Origin of the sequence: Streptomyces sp. CB02009 (assembly GCF_001905825.1) — a bacterium.
Lineage (GTDB): Bacteria > Actinomycetota > Actinomycetes > Streptomycetales > Streptomycetaceae > Streptomyces.
The window spans coordinates 203,498-225,640 of the sequence record NZ_LIVV01000009.1 but is presented as its reverse complement, the minus strand read 5'-3'; the positions used below and the strand labels follow the sequence as shown (position 1 = coordinate 225,640).

19 protein-coding genes and 1 tRNA gene are annotated in these 22,143 nt (G+C 72.1%); 8 read left to right on the top strand and 12 right to left on the bottom strand.

All coding sequences use genetic code 11. The features are described 5' to 3' along the window. Nucleotides 1-141: 141 nt before the first annotated feature. From AMK27_RS31705 to AMK27_RS31685, 5 genes are all read left to right on the top strand, one after another. Nucleotides 142-828, top strand: a complete 687-nt coding sequence (locus tag AMK27_RS31705; protein ID WP_073916590.1) for a response regulator transcription factor — start codon at nt 142-144, stop codon at nt 826-828. A gap of 180 nt (nt 829-1,008) precedes the next feature. Next, entirely contained in the window at nt 1,009-2,052 is a 1,044-nt protein-coding gene (galT, locus tag AMK27_RS31700) for a galactose-1-phosphate uridylyltransferase (RefSeq protein ID WP_073916061.1), read from the top strand. Between the two features lie 8 nt (nt 2,053-2,060). Next, nucleotides 2,061-3,032 carry a UDP-glucose 4-epimerase GalE gene (gene galE, locus AMK27_RS31695; protein ID WP_445194888.1) on the top strand — a complete coding sequence of 324 codons (972 nt, stop codon included), beginning with the start codon at nt 2,061-2,063 and terminating at the stop codon, nt 3,030-3,032. Then, entirely contained in the window at nt 3,029-4,168 is a 1,140-nt protein-coding gene (galK, locus tag AMK27_RS31690) for a galactokinase (RefSeq protein WP_073916055.1), read from the top strand. The genes galE and galK overlap by 4 nt, the downstream gene beginning before the upstream one ends. Nucleotides 4,169-4,468: 300 nt before the next feature. Continuing rightward, nucleotides 4,469-5,254: a response regulator transcription factor gene (locus tag AMK27_RS31685; RefSeq protein WP_073916586.1), complete on the top strand. Its 786-nt coding sequence runs from the start codon at nt 4,469-4,471 to the stop codon at nt 5,252-5,254. On the opposite strand, the gene AMK27_RS31680 is transcribed toward AMK27_RS31685, so the two are convergent. Continuing rightward, nucleotides 5,213-5,710 (bottom strand): MarR family winged helix-turn-helix transcriptional regulator, encoded by a 498-nt coding sequence (locus AMK27_RS31680; RefSeq protein WP_030315385.1) that lies wholly within the window; start codon nt 5,708-5,710, stop codon nt 5,213-5,215. The genes AMK27_RS31685 and AMK27_RS31680 overlap by 42 nt on opposite strands. 163 nt (nt 5,711-5,873) lie before the next feature. Here AMK27_RS31680 and AMK27_RS31675 point away from each other — a divergent pair, with 163 nt between their 5' ends. Further along, nucleotides 5,874-6,716 (top strand): trans-aconitate 2-methyltransferase, encoded by an 843-nt coding sequence (locus tag AMK27_RS31675; protein WP_073916051.1) that lies wholly within the window; start codon nt 5,874-5,876, stop codon nt 6,714-6,716. Nucleotides 6,717-6,832: 116 nt separating this feature from the next. Here the strand turns inward: AMK27_RS31675 and AMK27_RS31670 are convergent, their stop codons facing one another. The 4 genes from AMK27_RS31670 to AMK27_RS31655 all read right to left on the bottom strand — a co-directional run bounded on the left by AMK27_RS31670 (nt 6,833) and on the right by AMK27_RS31655 (nt 12,377). Then, complete coding sequence (locus tag AMK27_RS31670) at nt 6,833-8,551, bottom strand: FG-GAP-like repeat-containing protein (RefSeq protein WP_241847662.1); 1,719 nt, start codon at nt 8,549-8,551, stop codon at nt 6,833-6,835. A 227-nt stretch (nt 8,552-8,778) separates the two neighbouring features. After that, nucleotides 8,779-10,506: an FG-GAP-like repeat-containing protein gene (locus AMK27_RS31665; protein WP_073916046.1), complete on the bottom strand. Its 1,728-nt coding sequence runs from the start codon at nt 10,504-10,506 to the stop codon at nt 8,779-8,781. Between the two features lie 216 nt (nt 10,507-10,722). Further along, nucleotides 10,723-11,409 carry a TetR/AcrR family transcriptional regulator gene (locus tag AMK27_RS31660; protein ID WP_189833463.1) on the bottom strand — a complete coding sequence of 229 codons (687 nt, stop codon included), beginning with the start codon at nt 11,407-11,409 and terminating at the stop codon, nt 10,723-10,725. Beyond that, the gene (locus AMK27_RS31655) at nt 11,406-12,377 is read right to left on the bottom strand and encodes an acyl-CoA desaturase (RefSeq protein ID WP_073916041.1); all 972 of its coding nucleotides are present in this window, start codon (nt 12,375-12,377) and stop codon (nt 11,406-11,408) included. Before AMK27_RS31655 ends, AMK27_RS31660 begins: the two co-directional genes overlap by 4 nt. A 250-nt stretch (nt 12,378-12,627) precedes the next feature. Here AMK27_RS31655 and ppc point away from each other — a divergent pair, with 250 nt between their 5' ends. Beyond that, on the top strand, nt 12,628-15,357 hold the full coding sequence (gene ppc, locus AMK27_RS31650; RefSeq protein WP_073916039.1) for a phosphoenolpyruvate carboxylase: 2,730 nt from the start codon (nt 12,628-12,630) through the stop codon (nt 15,355-15,357). An 84-nt stretch (nt 15,358-15,441) separates the two neighbouring features. On the opposite strand, the gene AMK27_RS31645 is transcribed toward ppc, so the two are convergent. From AMK27_RS31645 to AMK27_RS31620, 6 genes are all read right to left on the bottom strand, one after another. Then, on the bottom strand, nt 15,442-15,885 hold the full coding sequence (locus AMK27_RS31645) for a hypothetical protein (protein WP_073916036.1): 444 nt from the start codon (nt 15,883-15,885) through the stop codon (nt 15,442-15,444). 42 nt (nt 15,886-15,927) lie between these two features. Beyond that, nucleotides 15,928-16,524 (bottom strand): aminoacyl-tRNA hydrolase, encoded by a 597-nt coding sequence (pth, locus tag AMK27_RS31640; RefSeq protein ID WP_073916034.1) that lies wholly within the window; start codon nt 16,522-16,524, stop codon nt 15,928-15,930. A gap of 99 nt (nt 16,525-16,623) precedes the next feature. After that, entirely contained in the window at nt 16,624-17,217 is a 594-nt protein-coding gene (locus AMK27_RS31635) for a 50S ribosomal protein L25/general stress protein Ctc (protein ID WP_073916031.1), read from the bottom strand. A 284-nt stretch (nt 17,218-17,501) separates the two neighbouring features. After that, entirely contained in the window at nt 17,502-18,476 is a 975-nt protein-coding gene (locus tag AMK27_RS31630; RefSeq protein ID WP_030315367.1) for a ribose-phosphate diphosphokinase, read from the bottom strand. 121 nt (nt 18,477-18,597) lie between these two features. Continuing rightward, nucleotides 18,598-20,043: a bifunctional UDP-N-acetylglucosamine diphosphorylase/glucosamine-1-phosphate N-acetyltransferase GlmU gene (gene glmU, locus AMK27_RS31625; protein ID WP_073916029.1), complete on the bottom strand. Its 1,446-nt coding sequence runs from the start codon at nt 20,041-20,043 to the stop codon at nt 18,598-18,600. Between the two features lie 109 nt (nt 20,044-20,152). Further along, nucleotides 20,153-20,224: transfer RNA gene (locus AMK27_RS31620), tRNA-Gln, on the bottom strand. A 131-nt stretch (nt 20,225-20,355) separates the two neighbouring features. Here AMK27_RS31620 and AMK27_RS31615 point away from each other — a divergent pair. Next, nucleotides 20,356-21,687, top strand: a complete 1,332-nt coding sequence (locus AMK27_RS31615; RefSeq protein ID WP_073916582.1) for a sensor histidine kinase — start codon at nt 20,356-20,358, stop codon at nt 21,685-21,687. On the opposite strand, the gene AMK27_RS31610 is transcribed toward AMK27_RS31615, so the two are convergent. After that, a complete protein-coding gene (locus AMK27_RS31610) occupies nt 21,650-22,141 on the bottom strand; it encodes an SUKH-3 domain-containing protein (RefSeq protein WP_073916026.1) in 492 nt (163 codons plus the stop codon). The genes AMK27_RS31615 and AMK27_RS31610 overlap by 38 nt on opposite strands. Nucleotides 22,142-22,143 lie beyond the last annotated feature (2 nt).

Genomic DNA, 22,143 nt, shown 5'->3' with positions numbered 1-22,143 from the left:
CGGGGAGGCCCTCCTCGCGTGTGGGCCGGGACGCGGCCGTTTTCCGGGACGGAGGTTGACGGGCTGTGAGGAGGGGGAGCGTGTAGCTTGCCGGGCGGGGTGGCCGGTGGACGGCGGCCCGGAGGACGGGGGATGACCGGGATGGGCGTACGGCTCGTGGTGGTGGACGACCACCGCCTGCTCGCGGAGGCGCTCGCCTCGGCGCTGAAGCTGCGCGGGCACCGGGTGCTCGCGGCGGCGGCGCCGGTGGCGGGAGCGGCGGAGCTCGTGGTGGCCCGGGCGCCGGAGGTCTGCCTCCTGGGCACGGCCGCGCCGGCCGAACCGGGGGCCTTCGACGTGGTCGTACGGATCAAGCGCGAGCGGCCCCAGGTGGCCGTGGTGGTGCTCGGCCCGGTGCCCTCGCCGCGCGGGATCGCGGCGGCGTTCGCCGCCGGTGCCTCGGGGTACGTCCGGCACGACGAGCGCATCGAGGGCGTCGAGCGCGCCCTGGTGAAGGCGCGGGCCGGGGAGTCGGCGGTGGCGCCGCAGCTGCTCCAGTCGGCCTTCGCGGAGCTGCTGCACCCCTCGGCGCAGCCGGACGACGAGGGGCAGCGGCTGCTGCGGCTGCTGACGCAGCGGGAGGTGGAGGTCCTCGTCCGGGTCGCCGAGGGGGAGGACACCCGGCTGATCGCGGAGGGGATGGGGATCGCGCCGAGCACGGCCCGGACGCATGTGCAGCGGGTCCTGATGAAGCTGGGGGTGGGGTCGCGCCTGGAGGCGGCGGCCCTCGCGGCGCGTACGGGGCTGCTCGACCGCGCGGTGCCGGTGCAGCGGGGTCCGTCCCTCTGACGCTCCGGGGGCGCCGGGTGTCCGGTCCGGGTGTCCGGGCCCTCCGGCGCGCCGGTCTTCCGATGTCCGGGTGAAGCCCGGTCCCTTCCTTCGGGGGAGGGGCCGGGCTTCGCCGTTGACGGAGATGTTGGAATGTGGTTCCTTGTGCGTGGTTATGTTTGAACCGCCGGAGGGCACCCCGTGAAGAAGACCGTCACCACGCTCGCCGACGGGCGCGAGCTGATCTACTACGACACCCGGGACGACGCCGTCCGCACCGCCGTCGACACCCGGCCGCTCGACCCCGTCGCCTCCGCCACCGAACTCCGCCACGACGCGCTCCTCGGGGACTCCGTCGCCGTCGCCTCGCACCGGCAGGGCCGCACCTACCACCCGCCGGCGGGCGAGTGCCCGCTCTGCCCCTCCGGCGGCGGACGGCAGAGCGAGATCCCCGCCCCCGACTACGAGGTCGTCGTCTTCGAGAACCGCTTTCCCACCCTCGCCGGGGAGTCGGGCCGCTGCGAGGTCGTCTGCTTCACCGCCGACCACGAGGCCTCCTTCGCCGACCTCACCCCCGAGCGGGCCGCCCTGGTCCTCGACGCCTGGACCGACCGCACCGCCGAACTCGCCGCCCGCCCCGGCGTCGAGCAGGTCTACTGCTTCGAGAACCGCGGCGCCGAGATCGGCGTCACCCTCGCCCACCCCCACGGGCAGATCTACGCCTACCCGTCCGCCACCCCCCGCACCGCCCTGATGCAGCGGCACGCGGCCGAGCACCGGGCCCGCACCGGCGGCAACCTCTTCGACGACGTCGTCGCCCGCGAACGCGCCGACGCCGAGCGGATCGTCCTGGAGACCGCGCACTGGACCGCCTTCGTGCCGTACGCCGCCCACTGGCCGTACGAGGTCCACCTCTACCCGGCCCGCCGGGTGCCCGACCTGCGCGCGCTCGACGAGGAGGCCCGCACAGAGTTCCCACAGATCTATCTGGAACTCTTGAGGCGCTTCGACCGGATCTTCGGACCGGAGGAGCCGCCGACGCCGTACATCTCCGCCTGGCACCAGGCGCCGTTCACCGGTGCGGACCGCGAGGAGTTCGCCCTGCACCTGGAACTCTTCACCGTCCGCCGGACGTCCGGCAGGCTCAAGTACCTCGCGGGCACCGAGTCCGGCATGAGCGCGTTCAGCAACGACGTGCCGCCGGAGACGGCGGCCCGGCGACTCAGAGAGGTGGCAGGCAAGTGACCGAGGCAGTGCGGAAGTACCTGGTGACCGGCGGGGCCGGATACGTGGGCGGCGTCGTCGCCGCCCACCTCCTGGAACGGGGCCACCGGGTCACCGTCCTCGACGACCTCTCCACCGGCTTCGCCGAAGGCGTCCCGGCGGGCGCCGAGTTCGTCGAGGGCCGCGTCCAGGACGCGGCCCGATGGCTCGACGACTCCTACGACGGCGTCCTGCACTTCGCCGCCTTCTCCCAGGTCGGCGAGTCCGTCGCCAAGCCCGAGAAGTACTGGGAGAACAACGTCGGCGGCACCATGGCCCTGCTCGCCGCCATGCGCTCCGCGGGCGTCCGCAGGCTGGTCTTCTCCTCCACCGCCGCGACCTACGGGGAGCCGGTGACCGTCCCGATCACCGAGACCGCCCCCACGGCCCCCACCAGCCCCTACGGGGCGAGCAAGCTCGCCGTCGACCACATGATCGGCGGGGAGTGCACCGCCCACGGCCTCGCCGCCGTCTCGCTGCGCTACTTCAACGTCGCCGGCGCGTACGGCTTCCTCGGCGAGCGCCACGCACCCGAGTCCCACCTCGTCCCGCTCGTCCTCCAGGTCGCCCTCGGCGCCCGCGAGGCGATCTCCGTGTACGGCGACGACTACCCGACGCCGGACGGCACCTGCGTCCGCGACTACATCCACGTCGCCGACCTGGCCGAGGCCCACCTCCTGGCGCTCGACGCGATGACCGCGGGCGAGCACCTGGTCTGCAACCTCGGGAACGGCAACGGCTTCTCCGTCCGCGAGGTCGTCGAGACCGTCCGCAAGGTCACCGGGCACCCGATCCCGGAGATCACCGCCCCGCGCCGGGCCGGCGACCCCGCCGTCCTCGTCGCCTCCGCCGAGGCCGCCCGCGAGCGGCTCGGCTGGACCCCGTCCCGCCCGGACCTCGCGGACGTCGTCGCCGACGCCTGGGACTTCGCGCGGGCCCGGCACGAGGGAGACCGCGCATGAGCGTCGCCGCCGGTTTCGAGGCGCTGTACGGCGCCGCCCCCGACGGTGTCTGGGCCGCCCCCGGCCGGGTCAACCTCATCGGCGAGTACACCGACTTCAACGACGGGTTCGTGCTGCCGCTCGCGCTGCCGCACACCACCGTCGCCGCCGTCGCCCGCCGCGACGACGGGGTGCTGCGCCTGCACTCCGCCGACGTCGACGGCGGCATCGTCCAGCTCGCCGTCGACTCCCTCGAACCGCTCTCCGGGGGCGGCTGGGCGGCCTACCCGGCCGGCGTCGTCTGGGCCCTGCGGGAGGCCGGGCACCCGGTCACCGGCGCGGACGTCCACCTCGCCTCGACCGTGCCGACCGGCGCGGGGCTCTCCTCGTCGGCCGCCCTCGAAGTCGTCACCGCGCTGGCCCTGAACGACCTGTTCGGACTCGGGCTCTCCCGGCCCGAGCTCGCCCGGCTCGCCCAGCGCGCCGAGAACGCCTTCGTCGGCGTGCCCTGCGGGGTGATGGACCAGATGGCCTCCGCCTGCGCCGAGCAGGGCCACGCCCTGTACCTGGACACCCGGGACCTCTCGTACCGGCAGGTCCCCTTCGACCTCGCGCGGGAGGGGCTGCGGCTGCTCGTCGTCGACACCCGGGTGAAGCACGCGCTCGGCGACGGCGCGTATGCCGAGCGGCGCGCCGGTTGTGAAGCCGGTGCGCGGGCGCTCGGAGCCCGGGCCCTGCGTGATGTGGGCATCGCGCAACTGCCCGAAGCGCTCGCACTGCTGAGCGACGAGACGGTTCTGCGCTATGTGCGGCACGTCGTCACGGACAACGCCCGCGTGGAGCGCACGATCGCGCTGCTCGACGCCGGCGACACCCGGTCCGTCGGCCCCGTCCTCACCGAGGGGCACGCCTCGCTCCGGGACGACCTGCGGGTCTCCTGCCCGGAGCTCGACCTGGTCGTCGAGGCGGCGAACGCCGCCGGGGCGCTCGGGGCCCGGATGACCGGCGGCGGCTTCGGCGGCTCCGCCGTCGTCCTCGTCGACGCCGACCGGGCGGACGCGGTCGCCGCCGCCGTGGAGAAGGCCTTCGCCGAGGCCGGCCACGCGGCCCCCGGGATCTTCCCGGCCGTTCCCGCGGCGGGCGCGAGGCGCCTCTGACGCTTCCGCGGACCCTCCCGTACGGCGCGCCGGTCGCCCGTACGGGGCCGCGGACACCCTCCGCACTCCCGTACGACTTCGGACAGTTCCGTGAATCGGCCCCCGCCGTGACGCCCCGCCCCTACTCTGAGGGGCAGCGCCGGTGGGGGCCGGTGCTGTTCAGGGGGCGAGACCCGGTCGGGTACGGCGCCGGAAGCGGGGGTAACAGTCAACGCACGGCGGCGGCCGCGCGGATGACGGACCCGCCTCCGACGCCGTACCCGCGTCGGCTTTCCCGTTCCTCGACACTTGGGGGTGTCCGTGGCACGTATCCGTGTCCTCGTGGTGGACGACCACCGCGTCTTCGCCGAATCGCTGGCCGCCGCACTCGCGGCCGAGCCCGATGTCGACGTCGCCGCCGCGGGAAGCGGCCCGGCCGCCCTGCGCTGCCTGGAACGCGGTGCCGCCGAGGGCCGCAGGTTCGACGTGCTGCTCGTCGACGCCGAGCTGGGCGCCGGCCCCGCGGGTTCCGTGGCCCGCGCGGTGCCGGACGACGCGGAGGGAGCCGTCGACGGGATCTCCCTGGTCGCGGGGGTGCGCGGGATCCAGCCCGCCGTCCGTACCGTCGTCCTCGCGGAGAAGGACGACCCGCACCGGGCCGCCCTCGCGCTCCAGGCCGGGGCCTCCGGCTGGGTCGCCAAGGACTGCTCGCTCCAGCGGCTCCTCGCGGTGGTCCGCGGGGTGCTGCGGGACGAGACGCATCTGCCACCCGCCCTGCTTACGGGCGTCCTGCGGGAGCTGACGGCCGCCCGCAAGCACCGGACGGACAGCGAGCGGCTCGTGGAGTCGCTGACCCCGCGCGAGCGGGAGGTGCTGCGCTGCATGGTGGCGGGCCTGGGGCGCAAGGCCGTCGCCGAGCGCCTCTTCCTGTCCCCGCACACCGTCCGTACGCACATGCAGAACGTGCTGGGGAAGCTCGGCGTGCACTCGACCCTGGCGGCGGTCGCCCTGGCCAGGCGGGCGGGGGTGGGACCGGCCCAGCTGGGCGAGGTGCCGCTGGCCGGGCTATCCGGGGACGTTGTCGAACGGGGCGGTCAGCTGGCGTAGCAGTGCGGCGAGTTCGCCGCGCTGGCCCCGGGAGAGCTGGGCCAGGATGGCCCGCTCCTGGGCGAGCAGCCCGGCGAGCGCCTCGTCGGCGCGGTCGCGGCCCTCGGGGGTGAGCCGGACCAGGACACCGCGCCGGTCGCTGGGGTCGGGGAGCCGCTCGACGAGGCCCTTCTTGGTGAGCCGGTCGATGCGGTTGGTCATGGTGCCGGAGGTGACCAGGGTCTGGGTCAGCAGCTGGCCGGGGGAGAGCTGGTACGGGGCCCCGGCGCGGCGCAGGGAGGTGAGGACGTCGAACTCCCACGGCTCCAGCTGGTGCTCGGAGAAGGCGAGCCGACGGGCGCGGTCGAGGTGCCGGGCGAGCCGCGAGACGCGGCTGAGCACCTCGAGCGGTTCCACGTCGAGGTCGGGGCGCTCGCGGCGCCATGCTGCGACCAGTCGGTCGACCTCGTCCTCCATGACGATCAGTGTAGAGGGTCTGTTGACATAAAGTCTCTTGGGGTCAAGTTTCTCCATGTCGAGTATCTTGGAATCAAGATATATTTCCCCGGACTGCGGGGAAGGGACCCGGCCGGAACTCCGTTCCGCTTCGGCAACTCGTGCCAGCAAGGGGGCTTCGAACATGCATTCCGTGGAATCCGCCGCACCGTCCGCGCCGACATGGGATCCACAGCAGTACCTCCGACACGCGGGCCACCGCACACGGCCCTTCCTCGACCTGCTCACCCGAATACCGCACCTGCCCGCACAGGACCGGCCCGCCCGAATCGCCGACATCGGGTGCGGCCCCGGAAACGTGACCGCCCTCCTCGCCGACCGCTGGGCCGACGCCCACATCACCGGTTTCGACCTCTCGCCCGACATGCTGGAGCAGGCGGGGAAGGACTGGTCCGGCACCACCCGCGGCGGCGGCTGGATCGACTTCCGGCCCGCCGACGCCGCGCACTGGACCCCCGCCGAGCCCTACGACCTGATCGTCTCCAACGCGGCCCTCCAGTGGGTGCCCAACCACCCCGAGTCCTTCGCCGGCTGGATCGAAGGACTCCGGCCCGGCGGCACCCTCGCCTTCCAGGTGCCCGGCAACTTCACCTCGCCCAGCCACGCCCTGCTCGGCGAGCTCTGCGAGACGCCCGAGTGGCGCGGCCGCCTGGGCGACCAGGGCCGGCGTTTCATCCACATCCTCGACACCGCCGACTACCTCACCCGCCTCACCGACCTCGGCTGCGAGACGGATGTCTGGGAGACCACGTACTGCCAGCTGCTCCAGGGCGAGGACCCCGTCCTCGACTGGGTCAAGGGCACGGCCCTGCGGCCCGTCCTCACCACCCTGGGCGACGACCGGGACGCGGTCGACGCGTTCCTCGGCCAGTACCGCGACCTGCTCCGCGAGGCCTACCCGCGGGGTCCGCACGGCACGGTGTTCCCGTTCCGCCGGATCTTCGCCGTGGCGCGCAAGCCTGACTGACGCGCGCGTCCCCGCACGCGCGGACGCCCCGCACCGGAGTTCCGGTGCGGGGCGTCCGCGCGTACGGGCTCCGCGCGGGTACGGGGCCCTGCGCGGGTGCGGCTCCTACGCCATGGCTACGACATGGCGTTGTAGATCTGGAAGCCGGTGCCGACCTTGTTCCGGGTGCCGAACTTGCCCGGCGCGGTGTTCAGGTAGCTGTAGAGGTCGCCGGCCGAGGTCACGCCCAGCAGGTCGGCCTTGCCGTCGCCGTTCAGATCGCCCGGCGCGACCAGCTTGGTGTACGTGTTCCAGCCGCTGCCGACCTTCACCCGCGTACCGAACGGCGTGGCCGCGTTGCCCGTGCCCGGGTACACGTACAGGTCGCCGCCCGAGGTGCGGGCCGCGACGTCCGCGCGCCCGTCGCCGGTGTAGTCGCCCGCGCCGACGATCTTGTTGAAGGAGCCCCAGCCGCCGCCGACCTTGACGCGCGACGCGAGCGTCGAGCTGCGGCCGGTGCCCCGGTACAGGTACAGGTCGCCGGAGCGGTCGCGGGCCAGCAGGTCGGCCTTGCCGTCGCCGCTCAGGTCGCCCGGGCCGACGAGGGCGTTGTAGACGCCCCAGCCCGAACCGACGTAGGCGCCGTCGACGTAGAGGCCGTTGTCGAAGAGCTGCGCGATGTCGGACCAGTTGTCCGGGGCCAGGGAGGCCAGGTGCGTGTAGTCGGCACCCCGCCAGCCGGCCGTGGGGCCGTACTGGCTGCGCGTGCTGAGCAGGCCGTTGGTCCGGCTGCGGTACCAGAACATGGTGCCGGCCGAGTCCCGCGCCAGGACGCCTTCCTTGGTGGCGGCGACCGGGTTGTTGCTCGCGCCGCCGAACTGCGGGACGCCTTCCCAGCCGCCGACGTTGCTGGCCTGCGCACGCGGCGACAGGGTGCCGTTGCCCCTGCCCGTGTAGTACCAGAAGGTGCCCTTGGCGTCGCGGGCGAGGAGTTCGCCGCTGCCGTCGCCGTTGTCGTCGCCGACGGGGACGATCGTGTTGTAGATGTTCCAGCCGGGGCCCGCCGACACCCGGTTCGCGAACGGCCTGCTCTTGTCGGCCGTGCCGGCGTAGAACCACAGGTTGCCGGCGGTGTCGCGGGCGTAGAAGTCGGCCCAGCCGTCGCCGTTGTTGTCACCCGAGCCGATGAGCTGGTCGTAGGCGTTCCAGCCGGGGCCGAGCTTCACCCGCGCCGAGAACGGCGCGCTGCGCTTGCCGGTCGCGTAGTACAGGTACAGGTTGCCGGAGGTGTCGCGGGCGAGCAGGTCGGCCAGGTTGTCGTCGTTCACGTCACCGGGCGAGAAGAGCTTGTTGTAGATCTGCCAGCCGTAGCCCCGCCACGCGTACGCGGCCGAGGTGGGCGTGGCGTCCGCGTACATGGTGAGCGCGCCCTGCTGGGAGAGCATCAGGACCTCGGGGCCGCCGCCGACCGCGTCCTGGTTGCCGATCGGGACGATGTCCTTCGGGGGCTCGGAGTGGACCCCGTTGAACGCGCCGCCGCCTTCCGCGGCCAGCGAGGTGTAGACGTTGCCGTCCCAGCCGCGGTAGATCAGGTCGCTGACTCCGTCGCCGTCGAAGTCCGACAGCGGATCGGGGACCCTGGAGCCCGCGGCGGCGGCCGCGGCGGCACCGGCGGGGGCGCCGCTCGTGCGGTCCGCGGCGGGCACGGGCCGCGTCGCCGGCGGCGGAGTGAAGCCGGTGGCCGGCTTCTCGACGGCGGCGTGGGGTGGCGCGGGCCGGTCGGCCGACGCCGGGGTCGCGAGCAGCATGCCCGCGGAGAGGACGAGAGCGGTGCAGGCCGCGAGGCGGGAATGCACGGAACGCACAGAACGCACAGAACGCAAGAGATCCCCCCCAGGGATCAGAATGTCGTCGGACCGGGTACCGGCGTCCGCGGCGTCTCCGTACGGCAGAAAGCGCGTGCGGAGGGCGAACGCCCCCGGGTCCTCGGGAGCATACCGTCCGGGGGTGACGGCGGGTTCCGTGAACGGGGGACGCCCCGCGCCGGAGGTCCGGTGCGGGGCGTCGCGCGCGGGAGCCGGTGTCAGGACATGGTGTTGTACACCTGGAAGCCGCCACCGAGCCGGTAGCGCGGCGTGAACTTGTTCGGCGTGGTGTTGAGGTAGCGGTAGAGGTCGCCGCCCGAGGTCACGCCCAGCAGGTCGGCCTTGCCGTCGGCGTTCAGGTCACCGGGGGCGATCACCTTGGTGTACGCGTTCCAGCCACTGCCGACCTTCACCCGGGTCTTGAACGCGGCCGCCGCGTTGCCCGTGCCCGGGTACACGTACAGGTCGCCGCCCGGGGTGCGGGCCGCGATGTCCGTACGGCCGTCGCCGGTGAAGTCGCCGGCGCCGACGATCTTGTTGAAGCCGTTCCAGCCGCTGCCGACCTTGACGCGGGTCGAGAACGCCGTGCCCTTGCCGTTGCCCTTGTAGAGGTACAGGACGCCGGAGCGGTCGCGGGCCAGCAGGTCGGCCTTGCCGTCGCCGCTCAGGTCGCCCGGGCCGACGAGGGCGTTGTAGACGCCCCAGCCGCTGCCGATCCGGTTGCCGTCGATGTACAGCTCGCCGGCCGGGTCGCCGTTGAGCTGCACGGCGAAGTCCGAGAGGCCGTCCGCGTTCAGCGAGGACAGGTTCGTGAACGTCAGGCCGTTCACCTCGCCGTCGGGGAGGATCTGCTCGCGGGGGAACAGCTTCCCGGTGGTGGTGTTCGTGTACCAGTACAGGGAGCCGGCCGAGGTCGTCGCGACGACGCCCTCCTTGCCCGTGTACGGGATGTTGCCGGCGGCGGCGAGCTGCGCGACGCCCGTGAGGTCGCCCGTGCCGCCCAGCTGCACGCGGCCGGCCAGGGTGCCGTTGCCGTTGGCGGAGTAGGCGAAGAGCGTGCCCGCGTTGTCCCGGGCCAGCAGGCCGCCGTTCCCGGCGCGGAGGATCTGGTTGTAGACGCCCCAGCCGCCGCCGATGGCCTTGCGGGCGCCGAACGGCTTGTTCTTGTCGCCCGTGCCGGCGTAGAACCACAGCGTGCCGGCGGTGTCGCGGGCGTACAGGTCGGCCTTGCCGTCGCCGGTGCCGTCGCCGAGGCCGACGAGCTGGTCGTAGGCGCCCCAGCCGTTGCCGACCAGGATGCGGGAGCCGAGCGGCGCGGAGGCGCTGCCGGTGGCCAGGTACAGGTACAGCGCGCCGTCCGGGGTGCGGGCGATCACGTCGGCGCGGCCGTCGCCGTTCACGTCGCCGGGCGAGGTGACCTTGTTGTAGATCTGCCAGCCGCCGCCCACCACCGAGGAGTACGGGGTGCCGGTCGCGTCGGCGTCGGTGTACAGGGTGAGCGTGCCGCTCTCGGAGAGGACGAGCACCTCGGGCTCGGCCGTGCTGCCGCCCTGGTTGCCGATCGGGATGACGTCCTTCGCGACGTCCTCGTAGCGGAAGAGGTCGAAGAGGTCACCGTTGCCGGAGGACGTGTTCGAGTAGAGCTCGCCGTCCACGCCGCGGAAGATGATGTCCTCGGCGCCGTCGAGGTCCAGGTCGGACAGCAGCGGAGACGCCGCCGCGACCGCGGCCGCGCCGGCGCGGGAGGCGTCCTTACCGGCTCGGGCGACGTCCTTCTTCGGGAGCGTCAGCTTCGGCGGCGTGAAGGAGGGCTTCGCCTTCTCGACCGACGGGACCGGCGCAGGGGTGTCGGCGGACGCGGGGCCCGCGAGGAGCATGCCGGCCGAGAGGGCGAGCGCGGTGCAGGCGGCGACACGGCGGGAACGAGTGGACTTCAGGAAATACAAGAGATCCCCCCCAGGGATCAGAGGTTCGACAGAACCACACAGGGGGGCTCGTACAGCGTCGGACGGCATCGGCGCAGGCGGGTGGGCATGCGGAGACGGCATCGTCCGACGGTCGGACACCCCCCCGGATGTTGAAAGTGAGTCTACCTACCGGGGAGGTTTGTGCCAGAGCTTTACTCTCCGGATCCGACGGCGGTGGGCCGCCCCCGGCCGCGGTCAGTTCTTCCGGTGCCCTATCAACCGCGGCTTCGGCTCCAGACCGTCGAGACCGTGCCAGGCCAGATTCACCAGATGCGCCGCGACCTCCGCCTTCTTCGGCTTGCGGACGTCCAGCCACCACTGACCCGTCAGCGCCACACTGCCCACCAACGCCTGCGCGTACAGCGGCGCCAGCTTCGGGTCGAACCCCCGGGCCTTGAACTCCAGGCCCAGGATGTCCTCCACCTGCGTGGCGATGTCACTGATCAGCGACGCGAACGTGCCCGTCGACTGCGCCACCGGGGAGTCCCGTACGAGGATCCGGAAACCGTCCGTGTAGTTCTCGATGTAGTCGAGCAGCGCGAACGCCGCCTGCTCCAGGAGCTCCCGCGGATGCCCCGCCGTCAGCGCGCCCGTCACCCCGTCGAGGAGCTGGCGCATCTCCCGGTCGACCACGACCGCGTACAGCCCCTCCTTGCCCCCGAAGTGCTCGTACACCACCGGCTTGGAGACCCCGGCCTTCGCCGCGATCTCCTCCACCGACGTGCCCTCGAAGCCCTTCGCGGCGAAGAGCGTCCGGCCGATGTCCAGCAGCTGCTCCCGGCGCTCCGCGCCTGTCATCCGCACCCGGCGGCCCCGCCGGGGCTTCTGCTCGCCGCTGCCGGTGCCACTGGTCCTGCCGTCGATCGCCACGTCTTCCATCATGCCGCGTCAGCGGGCGCGCTCTGGCGGCGGGCCGCGATGCGCTCCTTCGCCGGCCAGCGCACGTCGTACGCCCAGCCCGCCAGCTCGAACCAGCGGATCAGCCGCGCGCTGGAGTCGACCTGGCCGCGCAGCACCCCGTGCCGGGCGGACGTCGGGTCCGCGTGGTGCAGGTTGTGCCAGGACTCGCCGCAGGACAGCACCGCCAGCCACCACACGTTCCCCGAACGGTCCCGCGACTTGAACGGACGCTTGCCCACCGCGTGGCAGATCGAGTTGATCGACCAGGTCACGTGGTGCAGCAGCGCGACCCGCACCAGCGAACCCCAGAAGAACGCGGTGAACGCGCCCCACCAGGACATCGTCACCAGACCGCCCACCAGCGGCGGGATCGCCAGTGACAGCATCGTCCAGAAGATGAAGTCACGGGAGATCCGCCGGATCGCCGGGTCCTTGATCAGATCGGGCGCGTACTTCGCCTGCGGCGTCCGCTCCTCGTCGAACATCCAGCCGATGTGCGCCCACCACAGGCCCTTCATCAGCGCCGGCACCGTCTCGCCGAAACGCCACGGCGAGTGCGGGTCGCCCTCCGCGTCCGAGAACTTGTGGTGCTTGCGGTGGTCCGCCACCCAGCGCACCAGCGGACCCTCCACCGCGAGCGAACCCATGATCGCGAGCGCGATCCGCAACGGCCGCTTGGCCTTGAACGAACCATGGGTGAAGTAGCGGTGGAAGCCGATCGTGATGCCGTGGCAGCCGATGTAGTACATCGCCACCAGCAGACCCAGGTCGAGCCACGACACGCCGCCCCAGCTCCAGGCCAGCGGAACCGCCGCGATCAGGGCGACGAAGGGCACCGTGATGAACAGCAGCAGCGTGATCTGCTCGATCGATCGCTTCTTGTCCCCGCCGAGCGTGCCGGAGGGGAGCGGGTCCTGTTCGGTTTCGAGCAACTCAGGACTGATGGTCATACGTGTCCCCTGGGGATGAAGGGATGAGGGATGAAACGGAGCGGAAGGGTATGAAGAGAGCGCGAGGCTACGCCTCCGTAACCTACGGCGTCGTAAGTATGGCAGCGCCGTGGCGCGCGGCAAGGGGGCACAAGACGACCCTGGCCGCCGACCACAATGTGGACACCTATCCTGGGTGCGTCGGACAGCGCGGTCCGCAAGCCTCCAGTACCCCTCCAGACGTGCTCAAACACTGCAAGGAGCCGCACCTGTGAGCAGTGCCGACCAGACCCCCACCGCCAGCACCGAGCTGCGCGCCGACATCCGCCGACTGGGCGATCTCCTCGGCGAGACCCTCGTCCGCCAGGAGGGCCACGAACTCCTCGACCTCGTCGAGCGGGTCCGCAGCCTCACCCGCGAGGACGGCGAGGCCGCCGCCGAGCTGCTCCGCGGCGTCGAGCTCGAGACCGCCGCCAAGCTGGTACGCGCCTTCTCCACCTACTTCCACCTCGCGAACGTCACCGAGCAGGTCCACCGCGGCCGCGAGATGCGCGAGAAGCGCGCCGCCGAGGGCGGCCTCCTCGCCCGCACCGTCGACATGCTCAAGGACGGCGACCCCGAGCACGTCCGCGAGACCGTCAAGAACCTCAACGTCCGGCCCGTCTTCACCGCGCACCCCACCGAAGCCGCCCGGCGCTCCGTCCTGAACAAGCTGCGCCGCATCGCCGCCCTCCTGGAGACCCCGGTCATCGAGGCCGACCGGCGCCGCCACGACCTGCGGCTCGCCGAGAACATCGACCTCATCTGGCAGACCGACGAACTCCGGGTCGTCCGGCCCGAGCCCGCCGACGAGGCCCGCAACGCCATCTACTACCTCGACGAGCTGCACGCCGGAGCCGTCGGCGACGTCCTCGAGGACCTCGCCGCCGAGCTGGAGCGCGTCGGCGTCGAACTCCCCGCCGGAACCCGCCCGCTCACCTTCGGCACCTGGATCGGCGGCGACCGCGACGGCAACCCCAACGTCACCCCCCAGGTGACCAGGGACGTCCTGATCCTCCAGCACGAGCACGGCATCACCGACGCCCTGGAGCTCGTCGACTACCTGCGCGGACTGCTCTCCAACTCCATCCGCTACGCGGGAGTCACCCAGGAACTCCTGGACTCCCTCCAGCGCGACCTGGAACTCCTCCCGGAGATCAGCCCCCGCTACAAGCGCCTCAACGCCGAGGAGCCGTACCGCCTCAAGGCCACCTGCATCCGGCAGAAGCTCGTCAACACCCGCGAGCGCCTCGCCTCCGGCACCCCCCACCAGGACGGCCGCGACTACCTCGGCACCGCCGAGCTCGTCCACGACCTCACCCTGATCCAGACCTCGCTGCGCGAGCACCGCGGCGCGCTCTTCGCCGACGGCCGGATGGACCGCACCATCCGCACGCTCTCCGCCTTCGGCCTCCAGCTCGCCACCATGGACGTCCGCGAGCACGCCGACGCCCACCACCACGCCCTCGGGCAGCTCTTCGACCGCCTCGGCGAAGAGTCCTGGCGGTACGCCGACATGCCGCGCGACTACCGGCAGAAGCTCCTCGCCAAGGAGCTCCGCTCGCGCCGCCCGCTGGCCCCGACCCCGGCCCCGCTCGACGCCGCAGGCGAGAAGACCCTCGGTGTCTTCCACACCATCAAGGAAGCCTTCGAGCGCTTCGGCCCCGAGGTCATCGAGTCCTACATCATCTCGATGTGCCAGGGCGCCGACGACGTCTTCGCCGCCGCCGTCCTCGCCCGCGAGGCCGGTCTGATCGACCTGCACGGCGGCTGGGCCAAGATCGGCATCGTGCCGCTCCTGGAGACCACCGACGAGCTCAAGGCCGCCGACGTCATCCTCGACGGCATGCTCGCCGACCCCTCCTACCGCCGCCTCGTCTCGCTCCGCGGCGACGTCCAGGAGGTCATGCTCGGCTACTCGGACTCCTCCAAGTTCGGCGGCATCACCACGAGCCAGTGGGAGATCCACCGGGCCCAGCGCCGCCTCCGCGACGTGGCCCACCGCTACGGCGTACGGCTCCGCCTCTTCCACGGCCGCGGCGGCACCGTCGGCCGCGGCGGCGGCCCCTCGCACGACGCGATCCTCGCCCAGCCCTGGGGCACCCTGGAGGGCGAGATCAAGGTGACCGAGCAGGGCGAGGTCATCTCCGACAAGTACCTCATCCCGTCCCTGGCCCGCGAGAACCTCGAACTGACCGTCGCCGCCACCCTGCAGGCCTCCGCCCTGCACACCGCGCCGCGCCAGTCCGACGAGGCCCTGGCCCGCTGGGACGCGGCCATGGACACCGTCTCGGACGCCGCCCACACCGCGTACCGCACGCTCGTCGAGGACCCCGGCCTGCCGGCGTACTTCCTCGCCTCCACCCCCGTCGACCAGCTCGCCGACCTGCACCTGGGCTCGCGGCCCGCCCGCCGCCCCGGCTCGGGAGTCTCCCTCGACGGACTCCGTGCCATCCCCTGGGTGTTCGGCTGGACCCAGTCCCGCCAGATCGTCCCCGGCTGGTTCGGCGTCGGCTCCGGCCTCAAGGCGCTGCGCGAGGCGGGCCTCGACCCGGTCCTCGGCGAGATGTACGAGCACTGGCACTTCTTCCGCAACTTCCTCTCCAACGTCGAGATGACGCTGGCGAAGACCGACCTGCGGATCGCCCGCCACTACGTCGACACCCTGGTCCCCGACGACCTCAAGCACGTCTTCGACGCCATCGAGGCCGAGCACGCGCTGACCGTCGCCGAGGTCCTCAAGGTCACCGGCGGCGAGAAGCTCCTGGACTCCAACCCGGTGCTCCAGCAGACCTTCGCCATCCGCGACGCCTACCTGGACCCGATCTCCTACCTCCAGGTCGCCCTCCTCGCCCGCCAGCGCGGCGCCGCCGAGCGCGGCGAGGAACCGGACCCGCTGCTCGCACGGGCCCTGCTCCTCACCGTGAACGGCGTCGCGGCGGGCCTGCGCAACACCGGCTGACGCCCGGCCGCACCAGAACGGTGCCCCCGTGGAGACTCTCCACGGGGGCACCGGTGCGTGGCGGGACGTGCGCGGCCGCACCCCTCAGAGCGCGAAGAACGCCGCCACGAGCAGCGCGGCCCCCGCCACCGCCATCGACCACGCCGTCCTCGGCAGCCGCAGACCACCGCCGATCAGCGGCGCGGCGAGGACCAGAGCCCCGCCCAGCGGCAGCCAGGCGTGCAGCCCGCCGCCCCAGCCCGTCCGCACTCCCTCGTCCGTGCCCGGCTTCACCACCACCGGGATCGTCACGCCCCGCTCCGCCGCCACCGAACGCGCGATCGTCAGCGTCCGGCGGGGCGAGGAGGCGTCCTCGGGGGCGTACCGGCCGCTGCAGGTGTCATCGGTGCAGCCGGTGACCGTCAGCGTGCCGTGCTCGCGGCCCTTGGCGAGCAGGACGTGCTGGGCCGAGTTCCAGGAGGTCCAGGCGCCCGCGACCACGAGGAGGAGGGCGACCAGGGCCATGGCGGCGTTACGGACGTGCGTCATGACCCGCGATCGTACAGTCGTACCGCGCGAGTCCCACCGGCCTCAGGAGTTGTACGCGGACTGAGCCCGCTCCAGACCCTCCGCCACCAGGCACTCCACCGAGTCCGCCGCCCGGTCCACGAACCAGTCCAGGTCCTTGCGCTCCGTCGACGAGAAGTCCTTCAGGACGAAGTCCGCCACCTGCATCCGGCCCGGCGGACGCCCGATCCCGCACCGCACCCGGTGGTACTCCGCGCCCATCGACTTCGTCATCGACTTCAGACCGTTGTGCCCGTTGTCGCCGCCGCCGATCTTCAGCCGCAGCACCCCGTAATCGATGTCCAGCTCGTCGTGGATCGCCACGATGTGCGCCGTCGGCACCTTGTAGAAGTCGCGCAGCGCCGTCACCGGTCCACCCGACAGGTTCATGTACGACATCGGCTTCGCGAGCACCACCCGGCGGCTCGCCGGTCCCGGCGGGCCCATCCGGCCTTCGACGACCTGCGCCTGGGCCTTCCCCGCCCGCTTGAAGGAGCCCCGCATCCGCTCCGCGAGCAGGTCCACCACCATGAACCCGATGTTGTGCCGGTTGGCCGCGTACTCCGGCCCGGGATTGCCGAGGCCGACGATCAGCCAGGGCGCGTTCGCGTCATCGGTCATGTGCGTCGGGTCTCCTCGTCCAGCTACGTCCAGATACGGAAAAACGGGGTGACGGGCCGTGCGGCCCGTCACCCCGTCACGTCAGGCAGAGCCTACGGCTCAGACCTCGGCGCCCTCGGCGGCCTCGGTCTCGGCCTCGGCGGCCGGCTCCTCGGCCTGCGCGGCCAGGACCTGTAGGACGACGGCCTCGGCGTCGGTCACCAGGGTCGAGCCCTTCGGCAGGGTGATGTCACCGGCGAGGACGGAGGCACCGGCCTCCAGGCCCTCCACGGAGACCGTGACGGCCTCGGGGAGGTGGGTGGCCTCGGCCTCGACGGAGAGGGTGCTCAGCACGTGCTCGAGCAGGTTGCCACCGGCGGCGAGCTCGCCCTCGGCCTGCACGGGGATCTCGACGGTGACCTTCTCGCCGCGCTTCACGAGGAGCAGGTCGACGTGGACGAGGAAGCCCTTGATGGCGTCACGCTGGACGGCCTTCGGGATCGCCAGCTCGTTCTTGCCGTCGATGTCCAGCGAGAGCAGGACGTTCGGCGTACGCAGGGCCAGGCCCAGCTCGTGGGCCGGGAGGGTGATGTGCGCCGGCTCGGAACCGTGGCCGTAGACGACCGCGGGAACCTGGCTGTCGCGGCGGATGGAACGGGCGGCGCCCTTGCCGAACTCGGTGCGGACGGCAGCGGCGATCTTGACCTCGGACATGTGCACTCCTCGTAGAAAGGTGACGAAAGAACTGGTCACCCGGCCACGACTGGCGATGGCCTGCTACGAAGAGCGCGTCGATAACGGACCGCCGTGACCCTGTACATCCGTACGGGTACGGCCTCCCTCGCCGAGCAACTACGGCAGTCTACCGGCCCGCCGCCCCACCACCCAATTCGATCACCCCGGGCCCCGGGGACACGGCGGAGGGCCGCTCCCACGAACGGGGAAACGGCCCTCACACCAGCAGTACAGCCGAGGCTCAGTGCTCCTCAGTGCTCTTCTCAGTGCTCTTCGAAGAGGCTCGTCACCGAACCGTCCTCGAACACCTCGCGCACCGCGCGCGCGATCGTCGGCGCGATCGACAGCACCGTGATCTTGTCCAGCTCCAGCGCGCCCGGCACCGGCAGCGTGTCCGTGAACACGAACTCGCTCACCTTGGAGTTCTTCAGGCGGTCGGCCGCAGGACCCGACAGGATGCCGTGCGTGGCCGTCACGATGACGTCCTCCGCGCCGTGCGCGAACAGGGCGTCCGCCGCGGCGCAGATCGTGCCGCCGGTGTCGACCATGTCGTCCACCAGGACGCAGACGCGGCCCTTCACGTCACCGACGACCTCGTGCACGGTGACCTGGTTGGCGACGTCCTTGTCACGGCGCTTGTGCACGATCGCCAGCGGCGCGTCCAGGCGGTCGCACCAGCGGTCGGCGACCCGCACGCGGCCCGCGTCAGGGGAGACGATCGTCAGCTTGGAGCGGTCGACCTTCGCACCCACGTAGTCCGCGAGCACCGGCAGCGCCGACAGGTGGTCCACCGGGCCGTCGAAGAAGCCCTGGATCTGGTCCGTGTGCAGGTCGACCGTCAGGATGCGGTCCGCACCGGCCGTCTTCAGCATGTCCGCGACCAGACGCGCCGAGATCGGCTCGCGGCCGCGGTGCTTCTTGTCCTGACGGGCGTAGCCGTACGACGGGATGATCACGGTGATGCTCCGGGCCGAGGCCCGCTTCAGAGCATCGATCATGATCAGCTGCTCCATGATCCACTTGTTGATCGGAGCCGTGTGGCTCTGGATCAGGAAGCAGTCCGCGCCACGGGCCGACTCCTGGAAGCGGACGTAGATCTCACCGTTGGCGAAGTCGAACGCCTTGGTCGGAACGAGGCCGACGCCCAGCTGGTGCGCGACCTCCTCGGCCAGCTCGGGGTGGGCGCGGCCGGAGAAGAGCATCAGCTTCTTCTCGCCGGTCGTCTTGATCCCGGTCACAGCACTGTCTCCTCAGACGTGTTGTCTGGCCGCGTTCCACGAGCTGTCGTGCGCGTGTGCGAGCCAGCCGAATTTGTGTGCACGTATCACGGTACGCCGAGTTCGACGTACCCGTTTCCGGTCAGCTTTCGCCGGCGGAGTCCTCCGAGGCGGCCTGAGCGGCCTGCGCGGCAGCGCTGCCGGGACGCTTCCGGGCCACCCAACCCTCGATATTCCGCTGCTGGCCCCGGGCGACGGCGAGCGAGCCGGCCGGCACGTCCTTCGTGATCACGGACCCCGCGGCGGTGTACGCGCCGTCCCCGATCGTGATGGGAGCCACAAACATGTTGTCCGACCCGGTCCGGCAGTGCGACCCGATCGTGGTGTGGTGCTTCGCCTCCCCGTCGTAGTTCACGAAGACGCTCGCCGCGCCGATGTTCGTGTACTCGCCGATCGTGGCGTCGCCCACGTACGACAGATGGGGGACCTTGGTGCCCTCGCCGATCGTCGAGTTCTTCATCTCGACGTACGTGCCGGCCTTCGACTTCCGGCCGAGGTTCGTGCCCGGACGGAGGTACGCGAACGGCCCCACGGAGGCGCCCTCGCCGATGACGGCGGAGTCGGCGACGGCGTTGTCCACCCGGGCGCCCTTCTCCACGCGGGTGTCCTTCAGGCGCGTGTTCGGGCCGACCACGGCGTCCTCGCCGATGTGCGTCGCCCCCAGGAGCTGCGTACCGGGCAGGAGGACGGCGTCGGGCTCGAAGGTCACGGTCACGTCCACGAACACGGACGCGGGGTCGACCACGGTCACACCGGCGAGCATGGCCCGCTCGATCAGCCGCTGGTTCAGCAGGGCGCGGGCCTCGGCGAGCTGCACCCGGTTGTTGATCCCGAGGATCTCGCGGTGGTCGCCGGCGACGGAGGCGCCGACGCGGTGCCCGGCCTCGCGCAGGATGCTCAGCACGTCGGTGAGGTACTCCTCGCCCTGGCTGTTGTCCGTCCGGACCTTGCCGAGGGCGTCGGCGAGCAGCTGCCCGTCGAAGGCGAACACGCCGGAGTTGATCTCCCGGATCGCCCGCTGCCCGTCGGTGGCGTCCTTGTGCTCGACGATCTCGGTCACGGCCCCGGTCGCGTCCCGCACGATCCGCCCGTACCCGGTGGAGTCCGGGACCTCGGCGCTCAGCACGGTGACGGCGTTGCCGTCGGCGGCGTGGGTGTCGGCGAGGGCGCGCAGCGTCTCGCCGGACAGCAGCGGGGTGTCGCCGCAGACGACGACCACGGTCCCCTCGGGCGCCTGCCCGAGCTCCTCCAGGGCCATCCGCACCGCGTGCCCGGTGCCGTTCTGCTCCTCCTGGACGGCGGTGCGGGTCCCGGCGTAGTGCTCCTCCAGGTGCCCCTTCACCAGCTCGCGGGCGTGCCCGACGACCACGACGAGGTGCTCGGGCTGCAACTCCCGGGCGGCGGAGACGACATGCCCGACGAGCGAGCGCCCGGCGATGTCGTGGAGGACCTTGGGGGTCTTCGACTTCATGCGGGTGCCCTCACCCGCTGCGAGGACGACGACGGCTGCCGGGCGATTGGCGCTCACGGGAATGCCCTTCGGCTTTGGGTGGTGGACGCACGAAGGATACCGGGGGGCAAGGGGGCGGACATGAGCGCGGGTCCTGACCGTGGTGGTCAGGACCCGGATGAAGAAGCTCCCCCGCCAGGACTCGAACCCGGACATAAGGCACCAAAAGCCTCAGTGCTGCCAATTACACCACAGGGGATGGCGTACAGGGTTGAAACGGACAAAGCGTCGGTCTCCTGCCCCGGCGGCCTCCACTATGCCGTACCGAGCGGCTTCGACGCGACGGTGTTCGCCGCGGCGCCGCCGGGGCTCGCCCGTAGGGTGGTGGGTATGACCGCAACGGGGGCAGACCGGGACGCCGTGGGCGTCGGGAGCTGGTGGTGGTGGGGGAGACGGCGGAGTGCCGTGCTCGACGGGGGGCTCGCCCTCGTGTCCGCCGTCGAGTGCGCGTTCGAAGGGGGGCGGTTCGCCGAGGAGGCCTCGCTGCCCCTGCCCCTCGGGGTGCTGTTCGGGTTCCTCGTCGGGTCCGTGCTGCTCGTCCGCCGGCGGTGGCCCATCGGCGTCGTCCTCGTCTCGATCGCCGTGACGCCCGCCGAGATGGGCTTCCTCATGGGGATCGTCGGGCTGTACTCGCTCGCCGCCTCCGAGGTGCCCCGCCGGATCACCGCCCTGCTCGCCGGCCTCTCGACGGTCGCCGTGTTCGTCGTGACCGCGGTCCGGATGCGGCAGGACGTCGCCCGGGCCGAGATCGACCCGAGCGGCTGGTACGTGCCCGTCGTCTCGCTCTTCATGACCCTCGGGCTCAACGCGCCGCCGCTGCTCTTCGGCCTCTACATAGGGGCGCGCCGCCGGCTCATGGAGAGTCTGCGGGAGCGGGCGGACAGCCTGGAGCAGGAGCTGTCGCTCCTCGCGGACCGGGCGGAGCAGCGGGCGCAGTGGGCGCGGCAGGAGGAGCGGACCCGGATCGCCCGTGAGATGCACGACGTGGTGGCGCACCGGGTGTCGCTGATGGTGGTGCACGCGGCGGCGCTGCAGGCGGTGGCGTTGAAGGATCCGCAGAAGGCCGTGCGCAACGCCGCCCTGGTGGGGGACATGGGGCGGCAGGCGTTGACCGAGCTGCGGGAGATGCTGGGGGTGCTGCGGGAGGGGGCCGCTCCGCCGGCCCCCGCTCCGGTGCCGTTGGCGGCCGTCGGGCGGGCCGCCGCGGCCGCGGCGGTGGCCGCCGCCGAGGACGGGCCGTCCCTGGAGGCGCTGGAGGGGCTGTGCGAGCAGTCCCGGCTGGCCGGGGCGGTGGTGGAGCTGGTCGTCGTCGGTGACGCGCGGGCCTATCCGCCGGAGGTGGAGCGCACGGCGTACCGCGTGGTGCAGGAGGCGCTGACCAACGTCCACAAGCACGCGGCGGGCGCCGCGGTCGTGGTGCGGCTCGCGCACCGGGAGGCCGAGGTCGCGATGCAGGTGGAGAACGGCCCGTGTCCCACGGACGCGGGCGTCGCCGACGTTCGGCTGCCGAGCGGCGGGAACGGGCTCGTCGGCATGCGGGAGCGCGTGCTGCGGCTCGGCGGGGTGTTCGTCTCCGGGGCGACCGACGCGGGCGGTTTCAAGGTGTCGGCGGTGCTGCCGACGGTCAGCCCGCCGTCAGGCGGGTCGGCTGCGCGCCCGTGACGAGGGTCGAGAGCGCCGTGTCGATGTCCTTGCCGAGGTACCAGTCGCCCGCGTGGTCGAGGCTGTAGACCCGTCCCTCCATGTCCATGGCGAGGATCGCCTGGTGGTCGCCCTCCTCGCCGAGCGGCGCGAGCTCCGTGTCCAGGGCGCGGCCGAGGTCCCCGAGGGTGCGGGAGAGGTGGAGTCCGGCGAGCGGGTCGAAGCGGACGGCGGCGGGCGCTATCTGGCGTCCGTGGCCGGGTGCGCTGATCCGCAGGCCGCCGAACTCGGCCCAGGCCTCGACGACGGCGGGGAAGACGCTGTGCCGGTGGCCCGCGGGGGAGAGGTGGGCGCGCAGGGTGTCGGCCCATTCCTCGGCGAGCTTGATGTCCCAGCGGCCGGGCTGCCAGCCGGCCTCGCGGAGGGCGGCGTCGACGTTGACCGGGAACCGGGTGGTGCTGTGGTGGTCGGGCATGA

Bases quoted from the DNA above. Each gene is read 5' to 3' on its own strand.
- AMK27_RS31660 (WP_189833463.1), bottom strand. From the start codon at position 11,409: ATGATGGAAGACGTGGCGATCGACGGCAGGACCAGTGGCACCGGCAGC.
- AMK27_RS31680 (WP_030315385.1), bottom strand. From the start codon at position 5,710: ATGGAGGACGAGGTCGACCGACTGGTCGCAGCATGGCGCCGCGAGCGC.
- AMK27_RS31645 (WP_073916036.1), bottom strand. From the start codon at position 15,885: ATGACGCACGTCCGTAACGCCGCCATGGCCCTGGTCGCCCTCCTCCTC.
- AMK27_RS31705 (WP_073916590.1), top strand. From the start codon at position 142: ATGGGCGTACGGCTCGTGGTGGTGGACGACCACCGCCTGCTCGCGGAG.
- AMK27_RS31635 (WP_073916031.1), bottom strand. From the start codon at position 17,217: ATGTCCGAGGTCAAGATCGCCGCTGCCGTCCGCACCGAGTTCGGCAAG.
- AMK27_RS31610 (WP_073916026.1), bottom strand. From the start codon at position 22,141: ATGCCCGACCACCACAGCACCACCCGGTTCCCGGTCAACGTCGACGCC.
- AMK27_RS31675 (WP_073916051.1), top strand. From the start codon at position 5,874: ATGCATTCCGTGGAATCCGCCGCACCGTCCGCGCCGACATGGGATCCA.
- AMK27_RS31655 (WP_073916041.1), bottom strand. From the start codon at position 12,377: ATGACCATCAGTCCTGAGTTGCTCGAAACCGAACAGGACCCGCTCCCC.
- AMK27_RS31615 (WP_073916582.1), top strand. From the start codon at position 20,356: ATGACCGCAACGGGGGCAGACCGGGACGCCGTGGGCGTCGGGAGCTGG.
- galK (WP_073916055.1), top strand. From the start codon at position 3,029: ATGAGCGTCGCCGCCGGTTTCGAGGCGCTGTACGGCGCCGCCCCCGAC.
- pth (WP_073916034.1), bottom strand. From the start codon at position 16,524: ATGACCGATGACGCGAACGCGCCCTGGCTGATCGTCGGCCTCGGCAAT.